Origin of the sequence: Tenacibaculum jejuense (assembly GCF_900198195.1) — a bacterium.
Classification (GTDB): domain Bacteria; phylum Bacteroidota; class Bacteroidia; order Flavobacteriales; family Flavobacteriaceae; genus Polaribacter; species Polaribacter jejuensis.
In genome coordinates this window covers 4,222,459-4,235,736 of sequence record NZ_LT899436.1, presented here as the reverse complement: position 1 = coordinate 4,235,736, position 13,278 = coordinate 4,222,459, and the positions used below count along the sequence as shown (strand labels likewise).

Sequence of the window (13,278 nt, the reverse complement as noted above, 5' to 3'; positions counted from 1 at the left end):
TCGTTAATATTGTGTTAATTTGATTCTGATACTTTCTTTTTTGTTAGATTTACATAAATTATTTACATGCGTAAGTTTTCATTTTTTGTCTTATTAATCTTTAACTTCTTTGTTGTTAACTCCCAAGAAACCAAAGTAGAGCAAGAAATTAAAAGTGTAATTAATGTGTTTTTTGATGGGTTACACAAAGGTGATTCCTCTTTAATAAAAAAGACATTACACAACGATATAAAAATTCAAACTACGTACACGAATAAAGAGGGGAACAGGGTTTTAGTTACAGAATCAAAAGAGAAATTATTGAAAACCATAGCTTCAAAAAAGCAATCTGATGTTTACTTTGAAAAACTATTATCCTATACCATAAAAATTGATGGAAACTTAGCTTCAGTATGGACACCGTACGAATTTTATTTAAACAATAAATTCAGTCATTGTGGAGCGAATTCATTTCAGTTGTTTAATAACAACGGTTCTTGGGAGATTATATATTTAGTTGATATGAGAAGAAGGAAAAACTGTGGTAAAAATCGAGAGAAAAATTAATGTATATTTGACCCCGTGGATAAAGTGAGTAAAATGCATACCTTAAGTCCTGATAAATGGATAGATAACTATTCTGACTACCTGTATAACTATGCAGTAGTTAGGGTGAATAATAGTGATACAGCTAAAGACCTAGTACAAGAAACTTTTTTTGCGGGTTTACGTTCTGCAAAAAATTTCGAAGGTAAGTCAACTGAAAGAACTTGGTTGATTTCTATTCTTAAAAGAAAAATCATCGATTATTATCGTAAAATAAATTCTAAAAAAGGACAAGCTGAAGTTAGAATGAGTTTTTATGAAGATGGAGAAAATGAAGGAAATTGGATAGAAGAACGCGTACCACAATCCTGGAATAGTGAGGCTGAAAAAAATATAGAAAACGAAGAGCTAAAAAATCAAATTGATATTTGTATTGACAATCTTCCAGAAAAATATGCTATGGTTTTTAGAATGAAAACTATACAAGAGTTTGAAACAGAAGAAATTTGTAAGGAACTAGATATTACTCCGTCTAACTTATGGGTAATAATCCATAGAGCAAGAACTCAGTTGAGAACTTGTATGGAGAAAAATTGGTTTAATAAATAAAAAGATGTTTAAATTTTTTAAAATTACATGTAAAGAAGCTAATGAGATTTGTAATAAATCTCAGTACAATGAGTCTACTTTCTTAGAAAGGATGAAGCTACAATTACATATTGCTTTTTGTCACAAATGTGCAAAATATACCAAGCAGAATTTAAAACTGACTGATATTTTTAAAGCTAAAGCGATGGACTGTAAAAGTGAAGTTCACTGCTTGACTGAAAGCGATAAAGAGTTACTAAAAGAAAAATTGAAGCAGGAAATGTCTTCATAAAGATTTCGGTTTTTATAAACCGTTTTTTTGATTTTTTGTTAGATTGAACGGAATTTACATCAATGTGGATTCCGTTTTTTATACTTTATAATACAACTAAAATGCACTTTTTACCTCAAAAAATAGATGATTATGTAGTTGAGCATTCTGAAAAAGAGCCTCAACTCTTACAAGAGTTAAGTAAAGAAACTTGGCAAAAAGTTTTAAATCCAAGAATGCTTAGTGGAGCCTTTCAAGGAAGAATTTTAAGTATGATTTCTAAATTGGTAACACCTCAGAAAATTTTAGAGATAGGAACTTATACTGGATATTCTGCTTTGTGTTTGGCTGAAGGATTAGCCAAAGATGGAATATTGTATACGATTGATAAAAATGAAGAGTTAGAGGAGTTACAACACAAATATTTTCAGAAATCTGAATTTAAAAATCAAATTCAACAATATATCGGAAATGCTATTGAAATTATACCGACCATAGATGAGAAGTTTGATTTAGTTTTTATTGATGCTGATAAGTCTAACTATCCTAATTATTTTGAATTAATCATTGATAAAATGAACAAAGGTGGAATAATTTTATCAGATAATGTTTTATGGAGTGGTAAAGTTGTAGAAGAGTTAAACCCTAAAGATATAGATACTAAAATGTTATTAGCTTACAATAAATTGTTAGTAACTGATACTAGAGTTGAAACTGTTTTATTACCGATTAGAGATGGATTAACAATTAGTAGAGTAAAATAATTACATCTTTCTTTTTATAGGACCAGTTAAATCATCAAGGTTATCTTTAACATCATTGATTTCTTTGTTGATGTCTGAAACAATTTCGGTGTCGATACCTTGTTTTTGAGCGCTTTCATTAATTTCACGCTTAATATCATTTGTAGCATCTTTTACCTGACGAATACCTTTACCTAATCCTCTAGCTATTTCAGGAATTTTATCAGCACCAAAAACAACCACAACGAATAGCATGATTATAAAAATCTCAGGTCCACCAATAAATAAATAAGATATTTTCATAGGCACAAAGATAACTAATTAACTGTTTCCTATTTTTTTATTTTTATCAGTTTTTGTTAAAAACTAAATTCATCAAATACCTTAATATTATTTTTTAAAAGTTGATGTTGACTTTATTTTTCTAGAGCTTTACTACCTTCAAGAATACGATTTATAATGCCCTTGTTTTTATAATTAGCTGAAAATCACTATATTTAATATCTTACAAATCAATTAATTATGGGAATAAAGAGTTTTCAAGGCAAGCGTACAGCAGTTTTAAAGAAAGAAACAGAGCCTATTTTAGTTTCTGATTACATGACAAAAAATTTAATTACTTTTTCTAAGAATCAATCACTAGAAGATGTTATAGCAACACTTGTAGCGAATAGAATTTCTGGGGGTCCAGTTGTTAATGAAAATAACGAGTTGATAGGTATAATTTCTGAAGGAGATTGTATCAAACACATTTCAGAAAGTAGATATTATAATTTACCGGTGGATAAAGATAATACTGTAGAAAGGGCAATGGCTACCGAAGTAGAAACAATAGATGGTAATATGAATATTTTTGATGCAGCAAATCAGTTTCTAAAATCAAAAAGAAGACGATTTCCAATTTTAGAAAATGGGAAATTAATCGGACAAATAAGTCAGAAAGATATTTTAAAAGCTGCGTTAAAAATGAAAGGTAATTCTTGGAAATAAATAATCTTACTTTTTATTTATCCGTTCTTTAGGCAAGTCAGTAATCAATAATTTTTGATTATCGTTACTTTCTAGAGTTGCTATTTTAGAGTACGTATATCCCTCTATAGGTTCGTTTAAATTTTTCCACTTACCAATTCCAGCAACTGTAATTTCTTCATTAATTTCTACGATAGCTTCTTTGTAACGTAAAGATTTATTAAAACCTAAGAAAGCTTTACTTTTAATATGATATCGATCTAATAATTTTTGAAATTCTGGAGATGCACCATTAAAAGTACTGGTTGAGTGTTTTTTATCTACAACTAAATGTGCTTTAAAATTTTTTAAGTCTTGAGAAGGTTGAACCATTACATATTCACCATTTTTCATTAGAAAGAAAGGCTGAATTTTCTCTTCTTTAGCTACAGTAACCCAAGTAGGAGTATTTCCATTATGTTTCTTTTGTTCTATCTTAATTCTATAAAATACACATTTACGTTTACTAAAAGGCGCGATTAGAGGTTCATTTATATGCAGTGCTTTACCTGTAATTTTAGTAAGCTGATTTGTTTTTAAGTTATTTACTGAAGCGTTAGGAATTTCTTTAAGTTTTCGAATTAAAACTTTTTTACTACTATAATAATTAGCCAAGAAAATAACTGAACCGAATGTGATAATTATAATGAAAACAATATACATAAAGACAATTTTTAACTATAAGTAGCGTAAATCCTCAAAACGTTACATGATTTTGTTTAACTTAGTGTCTATTAGATTAATTTCTAGTATTTAGTATTGCTATGAAGAAGTATATTACTTTTCTTTATTTATTTTTTAGTGTGTTGTATATAAATTCACAACATGTCGCTAAACCTATTCCGTTAGAATCTTTATACATTCAAACAAATAAAGATATTTTTACTTCTGGAGAAGAAATAAAATTTAAAGTAACCATTTTAAATTCAAGAACATTAAAGCCTTCTTATGCTAGTGAAATTTTGTATTTACAGATTTTAGATATTCATAAAAATGTAAAATTTAGCCATAAGTTTCCTATAGATAGAGGTGTCTGTAAAGGAAGATATAAATTGAGTGATGTAATGAAGAATGGATTATACTTTTTAAATGTATTTACGGTAAATTCCATAAATGAAAATTTCAATATTCGAGCTCAAAAACCATTTTACATAGAACAAAATTTTCATAAAAGATTACACATAACATACAATCTAGAACGCGATAGTATTTCTAGTCAATTATTTGCTAGTTTTAAAGTTAACGACAGAAAATATGCTCCTTATAAAAACGTAAAAACTCAATTAGTTTACAAGACAAAGTCTGGAAGAAGTAGAAAGCAAAAGATAAAAACAAACGATAAAGGAATAGTTACTTTTAAGTTAAAGGATATTTCTAAAATTGATTTTAGTAGGATAGTCTTTACAGTTTTCGATGATGCAGGAAAAAGAGAAGAGGTTATTAATTTAATTCCGCCTAAGTTTAAAAATCATTTTAATGTGCGTTTTTTTCCAGAAGGAGGACATTTATTTTCAGGAATTAAACAGAGAGTAGGAATTAAAGTTTTTAATGAATGGAATGAATCTATTCAGGGAAAAATCTTTTTGTATGAAGATGATCAAAAAATACAAGAATTAAAGCTAGAAGGAGGAGTAACATCAGTTACACATCATTTTAAAAACGAAAAAAAATATTCTATTAAAACTAATATAAACACAAAAGAATTTAGTGTTAGTTTTCCAGAATTTAAAAAGTCGGGAGTGTATCTAAAAGTTACAGATAAAGGAAAAACTCTAAAAGTAGATTTGAATCCAGTTAATTTTAAAAGCACTAAGACCTTTACTTTAAAGGCCTATTATAATGGAAAAGAAATTCATAATGAGTTTATTTCTTCTTTACAAAGTTTAGTGAGTTTTCCAGTACATGTGCAAGATCTTAATATGGGCATAGTGTATCTAGATTTGTTAGACACAAATCAAACTGTTTTAGCTTCTAGAGCAGTATTTGTGAATCAACATAAAAAATTACGTGTAAAACCGTTGAAAAGTATCAGAAAAAAATACCAGCCTAAAGAGAAGGTAAAGCTAAAATTTAAAATCCTAGATGATCAAAATCAAATAAAGAGAGCTGTAGCTTCTGTAAGAATAAGTAATGAAAAAAGTATTTTTAATGAAGAAGGTATTAATCTAAGTTCGTATTATCATTTAATTAAAAACTCAAAAGAAAGAATACCTTCATCAAAAAGATATTTTATAAAAAGCTATTCAAAGTCTTTAGATCATTTAATGTTAAATAACTATTTCAAAAAGAATGATTCAAATTATAAGAGGCAGTCTAAACTTTACAGTGAAGATATAATAGGTAAATTATATGGAAGAGGATTGCTAAATAATTTGGTTGTCGAAAAAAATAAAATGATTCCTGTTTTAGGAGGAAAAAAAGTAAACTCAGTAGCTGTTGATTCATTAGGGAATTTTAAAATAACACCTTCTCAATTACAAGAAATGGATAATGAGAATTTAACCCTCGCTTATGGTAATAATGAAACGCATTTATTTACAAATTTTGATTTTCTGATACAATCAGAAGAAATTCTAAAGAAACCTAATATCAATATTACAAATAATATAGACTTTTTAAGTAGAAAAAAAATATCGAAGAAGTATCTTGAAGATTTTAGTTTTGATTATTTAAATTCATTAGATGAAGTAGTGGTCACTAAAAAAGTGAGAAAACCTAAGCCATTTGGAGTAAGTAAGTTGTACAAAGGTTCTGTGTTTGATTATGTGTGTATTGAGTACAATATTTTAAATTGTACAAATCATAAATTTGGAGGTATAAAACCAATAGATGGACAAGAATATTTTATTAATGGAGGTGAAAGAGTAGTTTATAAGAAGCCAGAATCTAAAATAAAAAAAGAAAAAAGTGTAGTTAGCAATATGCTACACTTAAAAGGTTTTTATGATTACCCAAAAAAGGAAAAAATAGAAAACTTCTATGATTTAAGAACAAATTTATATTGGAATCCATATCTTCTTAATCAACAAAATGGAGAGTTTGAAATAGAATTTACAACAAGTGAGGTGAGGGGTTTATATCAAGCGAGCATTGAAGTGAATAGTCAAGATGGGTTATTAGGAACTTACTATTTCAGTTTTGAAGTGAAATAATTAATCATCTAATTTTACTAATAAATATAATTCATTTTCTAATTCTAAGTATCCTTGATTGTAAACGTAATAATAAATATTACCTGTTTTTGTCTGATAAAGTGAAGTAAATAGTTTAAAATCAAAACCTTTATCGTACAATTTTGTTCGAGATACTTTTGTTTTTCCTTTTGTATTTAAGTCAGAAAGAACTTTATAATTTTTTTTCAGCCTATTATTAATATTCCTAATTAAATTTTTGGTGTCTTTATCTACTCGATTATTATACGAGTTTCTACAGTAATCTGAACAAAACTTTTGATCAGCTCTACCTTTTAGAGGCGCGCCACATTCAAGACAATTTCTTTTTTCCATCATATGGTCCAAATATACAAATTTATCCGAATGTAATCGACTACAAACGTTTACAATCGAAAGTAACTATTTTGCAACCGACTCTAACTTCAAATAGGTTGCATCTTTGCAGTGTTAGTTCACAAGAACAACAATTTTAATCTTAACTGTTTAAACAATAATTAATATCATGAATGCACTAAAAAACAAAGTACAGTTAATTGGTCACTTAGGAAACAAACCAGAAATTATTAATCTAGACTCTGGAAAGAAGATAGCTAGATTTTCTATCGCTACCAATGAAACGTACAAAAATTCACAAGGAGAAAAAATAACAGATACACAATGGCACACGATAGTGGCATGGAACAAAACTGCTGAAATAATAGAAAATTATTTAGACAAAGGAAGTGAGATAATGGTTGAAGGAAAATTAACATCTCGAAGTTATGAAACTAATGAAGGTGAAAAACGCTATGTTACAGAAGTTGTATGTAATGAACTTTTAATGTTAGGTAATAAGTAGAGGGGAAATTTGCTAGAAACGTATTGAATTGAAAAAGAAGAAAAACCAGTAGTCTAACTACTGGTTTTTTTTCATTTGCTTCATCTTATTTTTTCTATTCTTTTTTTAATTTTACACAAAAATTTAAACCAACAAATAGCTATGATTCTTGCTTTTGATACATATTATTTTGATAATAAAGCTAAAACAGTTTGTGTTAGTTTTAATAAAATAACAGACGCTGAGCCAACAGAAATTAAAGATGAAATTATTAAAGATGTTCCAGAATATGAACCAGGGTCATTTTACAAGAGAGAATTACCTTGTATTCTAAGTCTTTTAAAAAAGTATAATTTAGAAGAAGTAGAACTTATTATTGTCGACGGTTATGCTATTCTTAATAATGAAGGAAAATTAGGTTTAGGTGGATATTTATACGAAGAGTTGAATAAAACTATTCCTGTAATTGGTGTTGCGAAGTCTCAGTTTAACGTAGAAAACAAATTTGCTAAAGAACTGTTTCGAGGGGAAAGTAAAAAGCCATTATATGTTTCTGCAATAGGTTTGGATTTAAAAGAAGCTTATAATGCTATTAAAGATATGGATGGTAATTACCGTATGCCTACACTATTAAAAGTTCTAGATACTAAGACGAGGGAATAAGTTAATAAATAGTTAATGAAGTTTTTTTAATATGATTTAAATTAAATTGTTTTATATTTTTTGAAAATTTAAAAACTATGATAACAAAAATTAAAAATCTTGGACTAGAATTAGAAAAATCAGAGCAAAAACAAATTGAAGGAGGTTTAGGAACTCCATATAGAGGTCCTGATTACGATCATGTACCAGAAGGTCCTTTTCCTGAACCTTGTATTGAAGAGTTATGTTATACAGATCCTGATATGATGTTTCACCCTTGCTGTAGTCATATAAAAAATGATGCTGATTTAATAATAACATAAGAAATAACAAAAAAGCTAACTATTAATAGTTAGCTTTTTTATTTAATTTTTTTTTCTAGAATTTTAATCAATTTAAATGATTTTAATAAATGAAATAATCCAGGAATAATAATTAATTCTAAAGCACAAAAAAGAATCTTATTACCTGTTGAACATTCTTTCAATTATACTTAGTTTTTTTGAATAAAATTCAAGTTGTCCAGACATATTATGGGAAAAAGGAATATTATGGTTTAAGCTCGTTTTTAATCCATTCGGAAGTTTTACATCGATATAATAAACAGAATCTAAATATACTCTAGATTTATTTTTAACTACTCCTTTCAAGTCGCCATACTCATTATATGGGTAATCGTTAAGTTTAATGAAAATAGTATCATGAATAGATAAATTTCCATAACCACTTGCATTTAAAACACCTTTAGCCATAATCGCATTAGCTTCAGGAAGTATAGTGAATAAAGGTGTGTTTTTTAAAACATGTTGATCTGTGTTAAAAAATGGTTGATTAAATTCAACTTTACCTGAAATTGGTGCTTTAATAAGATGATTATATTCCCAAAAATCAATGGCTGTTTTTAATTCGAAAAAATACTTTTTCACATTAAATTCAGCTTTTAAAAAAAGTTCTAATCTTTGTTTTTTGAGGAGTTTTATTTTATCTAATAATTCTTCATTGTTATAATTTAAATCTTTATTCAACTTTTCTATATCTAATCTTTTCTCATTTATGTTTAACATGTCAATTTTCGATTTATTAAACTTACTTTGAACAATAGTATTATATTTATAAAGTATTGAATCCGATTTAAGAATATTTTTTATGAGTTTAGATTTTTCAATAGTAATATGATATAAGTAGTTATTATCCTTTATTTTATTTTTATTTCGGTTGATAATATTTGATATATTATTAATTTCTATTTTATTTATATCTGTTTCTATCAGGGTAATATACTCGAATAAAGCTCCTAGGAAATTATTATAGTTATGCTCAACATTACCTAGCCTTAAATTCTGATTGTAATCATAGAGTTGGATAGATTTTTTTATACTATCTATATTAAATAAGCTCAATTGTTTTTTTAGAAATAAGATATCTTTATAGGATGTAGGAGTCTCTATTAGCGCCAGAATATCTGATTGTTTAACAGTGGAATTTTCGTTTATAAATAAAGTTATTTTACCCGTACTGGGAGACGAAATTTTATTAACCTGCTGTTTCGAAACAATAAATACGTTACCAATTATTTTTTCTGGATATTTAACTAAGAAACCTAAAGAGATAATAATAAACAAGAATATAAGTATGTATGCAATTACAACTTTATAATTGAAAATATTACTGCTCAAAGTTATTTCCCTTAGTTCTTCGGATTGGTACTTTTTGTTATACATCTTCAAAAGTATTTTTACTTATTTCTTTTTGGAACATTTTGAATAATAAGGAGTTCTTATCTTCTATTAAGCTTTTATAAGTGCCAGAGTTTATTAACTTTCCATTTTCCATAACTAAAATATTGTCTGCACAACGTATAGTAGAAAGTTTATGAGAGGCAATAATTATAGTTTGATTTTTAAGTCCTTTTAAAAATAAATTAGTGATATTTTCTGCGTTTTCAGAGTCCACTGCATTTGTAATTTCATCTAAAATCAGAAATTTTGGTCTTTTAAATAATGCACGAGCTAATAGTAATCTTTGTTTTTGACCTTGACTTAATCCTTTTCCTCCTTCATTTAGTTTTGTGTTTAATCCATCAGGAAAATTAGCAATTTCATCGCTTAAATTAACCCAACTTAAAACTTTATCTAATAGTTTCGGTGTATAATCATTTTCTTCTGATAGTACAATATTATTTAATATAGTGTCTTTGTATAAAGTGCTGTCTTGAAAGACAAAACCTGTTTTTTTTCGTAGAAAACTATTGTCAAAGTTTTTTAAATTAGTGTTACCAATAAAAATTTCGCCATTATAATCTGTGTAAACTTTAGAAATCAATTTCATTAAGGTTGTTTTTCCACTTCCACTTGTTCCAACTATAACAGTTGTTTTGTGTTCAGGAATGCTGAAAGTGAGATTCTTTAAAATTAGGTTTCTAGTTCCTTTGTATTTGAAAGACACATTTTCAAAGCGAATGTCATTATTGGTTTCCGAAAAGCTCCTTGTTAATGGTTGATCACTTTTTTGTTCTTCTTCCATACTATTAATTTCATTTAGTCTTAAAAAACTAATGAAAGCAGATTGTGATGACTTAATAAAATTAACCAATTCCATAACAGGACCATTAAGTTGACCAGCAATGAACTGAATAGAGATTAATGTTCCTATAGACATTTTTCCTTCTATAACAAGAAATGCGGCATAAAAAGTTAAGCATATGTCTTTAACCCCGTTAATAAAGTCTGCTCCAAGTTTTTGCAATCTATCTACATTCAATAATTTAATACCAACGCCATAAATTGAAACCTGAATTTTTTCCCATTTCCACCTTCTATTTGTAGCATAATTATTTAACTTAATATCTTCAAAGTTCTTTAATAATTCAATCCATGAACTCTGATTTTCCCCCATTAATTTATAATACTTTGTATCCATTTTTTTTCTAATATTAAAAAAAAGAGTTATCCAAGAAATATAAAAAACAGTTGATATTAAGAATATTAAGAATAAATTAAAGTTAAAAACGAATAAGATTATAGAATATATAAAAAGAATTAGTAGAGACATAAGAACAGAAATAGCAGAATTAGATATGAACTGTTGAATTCTTTCCTGATCTCTTGATCTTTGTATGATATCTCCAATCATCATATTTTCAACAAAATTGGCAGGCAATGAAAAAAGTTTGATAAAATAATCTGTAATTATAGATATTTTCATCCTACTAGCAATATGAAGTGATATAGACGATCTAATCCATTCACCTACACTCCTAAAAAAAAGTAAGCATATATTTGCTATTAAAATTATAATAATGAAATTGAAATCTTTACCCTCAACACCAATATCAATAATAGATCTAGTTAAAAAAGGTAGTATTGAGTAGACAAGAGATATAATTAGCATTACCCCAATTAAGTAAAGTAAATTTTTCTTGTAGGGATTTAAATGCCTAAATAAAAAATTGATTGCAGCTACATAAGTTGCTTTTTTTGATGTTATATTAACAAGACTTTCTGATGGAGTTAACGAAATTACCATACCATCTCCAAATTCTTTATTTAACCACAGTTTTAAAAAGTCAGTTTTATCATAAGTAATTAATCCTTTAGCTGGATCAGATATATATACAGTATCTTTTATAATTTTATATAATACTACAAAATGATTTTCATTTATATGAATAATTACGGGCTTAGTTATAGTAGTTAATTGCTCATACGATACTTTGTATGCGTTAGTTCTAAAGCCATTCGATTCCGCTATTCTACATAATGAATATATTGATAGTCCCTTTTCTTCTAGAATTTTAAGATATGGTGCTTCGTTGAAAAATCCAGAATAATATTTGGCTATTATTTTCAAGCAAAATAAACCACAACTGTTATTTCCTTTTTGCTTAAAAACAGGGAAATTTTTATTCATTTTCTTTGAGTTTAAGCATTACAAAAGGTATATATGATATAAAATAGTCATCAATTAAAATGATAGATAAAACCCTATATAAAATCTCTTTATACAGTGTCCATTTTTTTAATTCATGTTCAGGTAAATCAAATGTTATTAAGTGTGTTTTAAAGAGAGGTATTTCATCTATGTTTTCAATATTTTCTAGATCTTTGGTAATGTCATAATATGTAAATTCGTTATGGATAAGAATTTCTTTAAGACTTGTTTCCTGTTTAGAAAAAAGAGAGTTAAATTCAGATAATGTTTTTTCCCTTTTATATAATAATTCTTTAGTACTACTGCTAACTCCATCATCATAAGATGAAGGAAACCAATAGTTGAATAGATAGTTTAGAAAAGATTTGAACTTTGTGTCTTTGGAAAACCATTTTTTTTGTGTCTCTTTAAAAAATGAAATAGCAAAAACTAATTGAAAATTTTGATCTAAAGCAAAATGAGGTTTATCTATTAACAATTGTGAAGTCTTATAAAAAATAGGGGCTGTTTTTATATAAATCGAATCAGAAGAGAACCTATATCTAGGGTCAAATCTGAAAGGAAAAATAATTTTGAGTTTATTTTCCTTTTCTAGTAAAAATTTTAATCTATCTACTAAATAATCGTTAATAAAATTCTGTTCTGTGTCAATAACAAAATAAATATTTTGGTTTTCATCATTAAAACCTATAGAAGAAGAAATAAAGTAATAATAATTTAAAATTTTATACTCCTTTATTTTTTCCAGAACCTTTCTGATTTTTTCTATACAATGAATAATAGCATCTTTCTCACTCTTATCTTTAAGACTAATTTGTATTACTAGATAATTGGCAGAAACCTTTGAATAAGTAACATTGGAATAGTTATAATATGGTAACAAGCCTCCAAAATATTTTATTTCATTTTCAACAAGTTGTATAAGATGAGTTTTATCTTTTTCTATATAAAAGCTATTTATTGCCTTATTAATATTGTGGTATAGTGTTTCATCTAATTTTTTTATTTGTCTCATTCTGTGTTTATCATTACCACACCAATTACCATTAAATTTCAGTTTTAAAATTGTCAATGAGTCTATAAGATCCCAAATTGTGAGAAAAAGTTCTTCAAAATTGTTGTTTCCTTTAACATCATCCAATAAAGAAGTTATTTTTACTCTTAATTTAAATACTTCTTCATGTGATAATTTTCTTCCTCCGTTTTGTTGTAAATCAATACAATGCGTTTTAAAGTTTTTTAAAAATAATTTAGTGTCTTTAAGAATATAACCTTTAGATATCATATTAATGTAAGCACCTTTACAGGTAATATAATCAACCCATAAAAGTTCTTGAAGAATTTGAACAGGTATAATAATAGACTGAATTTTTAATTTATTGTAAGATATCATTTCACTGAAAAGCTTTTTTCTTTTCGTAGTGAAAATTAATACATCAATATCCGAAAATTCGTTATTGTTACCATCTACATAACTTCCTGATATTAAAACTGCATAAGGTTTAGGATAATATTCCCTTACAAAAGAATCAATTTTTTCTTTTTCAATTTTCATAGATTTAATTAATTTTGTTTAAAACA

At 26.8% G+C, this 13,278-nt stretch carries 15 protein-coding genes; 9 read left to right on the top strand and 6 right to left on the bottom strand.

Annotated elements, in window-relative coordinates; genetic code table 11:
* Window positions 1-66 precede the first annotated feature (66 nt).
* From AQ1685_RS18585 to AQ1685_RS18570, 4 genes are all read left to right on the top strand, one after another.
* Window positions 67-546 carry a nuclear transport factor 2 family protein gene (locus AQ1685_RS18585; RefSeq protein WP_095074587.1) on the top strand — a complete coding sequence of 160 codons (480 nt, stop codon included), beginning with the start codon at window positions 67-69 and terminating at the stop codon, window positions 544-546.
* Window positions 547-579: 33 nt separating this feature from the next.
* Window positions 580-1,134, top strand: coding sequence for a sigma-70 family RNA polymerase sigma factor (locus AQ1685_RS18580; RefSeq protein WP_095074586.1), 555 nt, complete (start codon window positions 580-582; stop codon window positions 1,132-1,134).
* Between the two features lie 4 nt (window positions 1,135-1,138).
* Complete coding sequence (locus AQ1685_RS18575; RefSeq protein ID WP_095074585.1) at window positions 1,139-1,405, top strand: hypothetical protein; 267 nt, start codon at window positions 1,139-1,141, stop codon at window positions 1,403-1,405.
* A 101-nt stretch (window positions 1,406-1,506) separates the two neighbouring features.
* Complete coding sequence (locus tag AQ1685_RS18570) at window positions 1,507-2,148, top strand: O-methyltransferase (protein WP_095075120.1); 642 nt, start codon at window positions 1,507-1,509, stop codon at window positions 2,146-2,148.
* Here the strand turns inward: AQ1685_RS18570 and AQ1685_RS18565 are convergent, their stop codons facing one another.
* Window positions 2,149-2,430: a Sec-independent protein translocase subunit TatA/TatB gene (locus AQ1685_RS18565; RefSeq protein ID WP_173862383.1), complete on the bottom strand. Its 282-nt coding sequence runs from the start codon at window positions 2,428-2,430 to the stop codon at window positions 2,149-2,151.
* Between the two features lie 219 nt (window positions 2,431-2,649).
* Here AQ1685_RS18565 and AQ1685_RS18560 point away from each other — a divergent pair, with 219 nt between their 5' ends.
* Window positions 2,650-3,117 carry a CBS domain-containing protein gene (locus AQ1685_RS18560; protein ID WP_095074584.1) on the top strand — a complete coding sequence of 156 codons (468 nt, stop codon included), beginning with the start codon at window positions 2,650-2,652 and terminating at the stop codon, window positions 3,115-3,117.
* 6 nt (window positions 3,118-3,123) lie between these two features.
* Here AQ1685_RS18560 and AQ1685_RS18555 read toward each other — a convergent pair whose 3' ends face one another.
* The gene (locus AQ1685_RS18555; RefSeq protein WP_095074583.1) at window positions 3,124-3,798 is read right to left on the bottom strand and encodes a hypothetical protein; all 675 of its coding nucleotides are present in this window, start codon (window positions 3,796-3,798) and stop codon (window positions 3,124-3,126) included.
* A 101-nt stretch (window positions 3,799-3,899) separates the two neighbouring features.
* Between AQ1685_RS18555 and AQ1685_RS18550 the strand changes: the two genes are divergently transcribed.
* Window positions 3,900-6,287: a hypothetical protein gene (locus AQ1685_RS18550; protein ID WP_095074582.1), complete on the top strand. Its 2,388-nt coding sequence runs from the start codon at window positions 3,900-3,902 to the stop codon at window positions 6,285-6,287.
* Here the strand turns inward: AQ1685_RS18550 and AQ1685_RS18545 are convergent, their stop codons facing one another.
* On the bottom strand, window positions 6,288-6,641 hold the full coding sequence (locus AQ1685_RS18545; RefSeq protein WP_095074581.1) for a hypothetical protein: 354 nt from the start codon (window positions 6,639-6,641) through the stop codon (window positions 6,288-6,290).
* Window positions 6,642-6,810: 169 nt separating this feature from the next.
* On the opposite strand from AQ1685_RS18545, the gene AQ1685_RS18540 reads away from it, so the two are divergent.
* From AQ1685_RS18540 to AQ1685_RS18530, 3 genes are all read left to right on the top strand, one after another.
* The gene (locus tag AQ1685_RS18540) at window positions 6,811-7,146 is read left to right on the top strand and encodes a single-stranded DNA-binding protein (protein ID WP_095074580.1); all 336 of its coding nucleotides are present in this window, start codon (window positions 6,811-6,813) and stop codon (window positions 7,144-7,146) included.
* Between the two features lie 75 nt (window positions 7,147-7,221).
* The gene (locus tag AQ1685_RS18535) at window positions 7,222-7,788 is read left to right on the top strand and encodes an endonuclease V (protein ID WP_317042148.1); all 567 of its coding nucleotides are present in this window, start codon (window positions 7,222-7,224) and stop codon (window positions 7,786-7,788) included.
* Between the two features lie 77 nt (window positions 7,789-7,865).
* The gene (locus AQ1685_RS18530; protein ID WP_095074578.1) at window positions 7,866-8,090 is read left to right on the top strand and encodes a hypothetical protein; all 225 of its coding nucleotides are present in this window, start codon (window positions 7,866-7,868) and stop codon (window positions 8,088-8,090) included.
* 141 nt (window positions 8,091-8,231) lie between these two features.
* Here the strand turns inward: AQ1685_RS18530 and AQ1685_RS18525 are convergent, their stop codons facing one another.
* The 3 genes from AQ1685_RS18525 to AQ1685_RS18515 are packed head-to-tail and all read right to left on the bottom strand — an operon-like array spanning window position 8,232 to window position 13,252.
* Entirely contained in the window at window positions 8,232-9,488 is a 1,257-nt protein-coding gene (locus AQ1685_RS18525; protein ID WP_095074577.1) for an HlyD family efflux transporter periplasmic adaptor subunit, read from the bottom strand.
* The gene (locus tag AQ1685_RS18520) at window positions 9,481-11,676 is read right to left on the bottom strand and encodes a peptidase domain-containing ABC transporter (protein WP_095074576.1); all 2,196 of its coding nucleotides are present in this window, start codon (window positions 11,674-11,676) and stop codon (window positions 9,481-9,483) included. The genes AQ1685_RS18525 and AQ1685_RS18520 overlap by 8 nt, the downstream gene beginning before the upstream one ends.
* The gene (locus AQ1685_RS18515; RefSeq protein ID WP_095074575.1) at window positions 11,669-13,252 is read right to left on the bottom strand and encodes a nucleotidyltransferase domain-containing protein; all 1,584 of its coding nucleotides are present in this window, start codon (window positions 13,250-13,252) and stop codon (window positions 11,669-11,671) included. The genes AQ1685_RS18520 and AQ1685_RS18515 overlap by 8 nt, the downstream gene beginning before the upstream one ends.
* Window positions 13,253-13,278 lie beyond the last annotated feature (26 nt).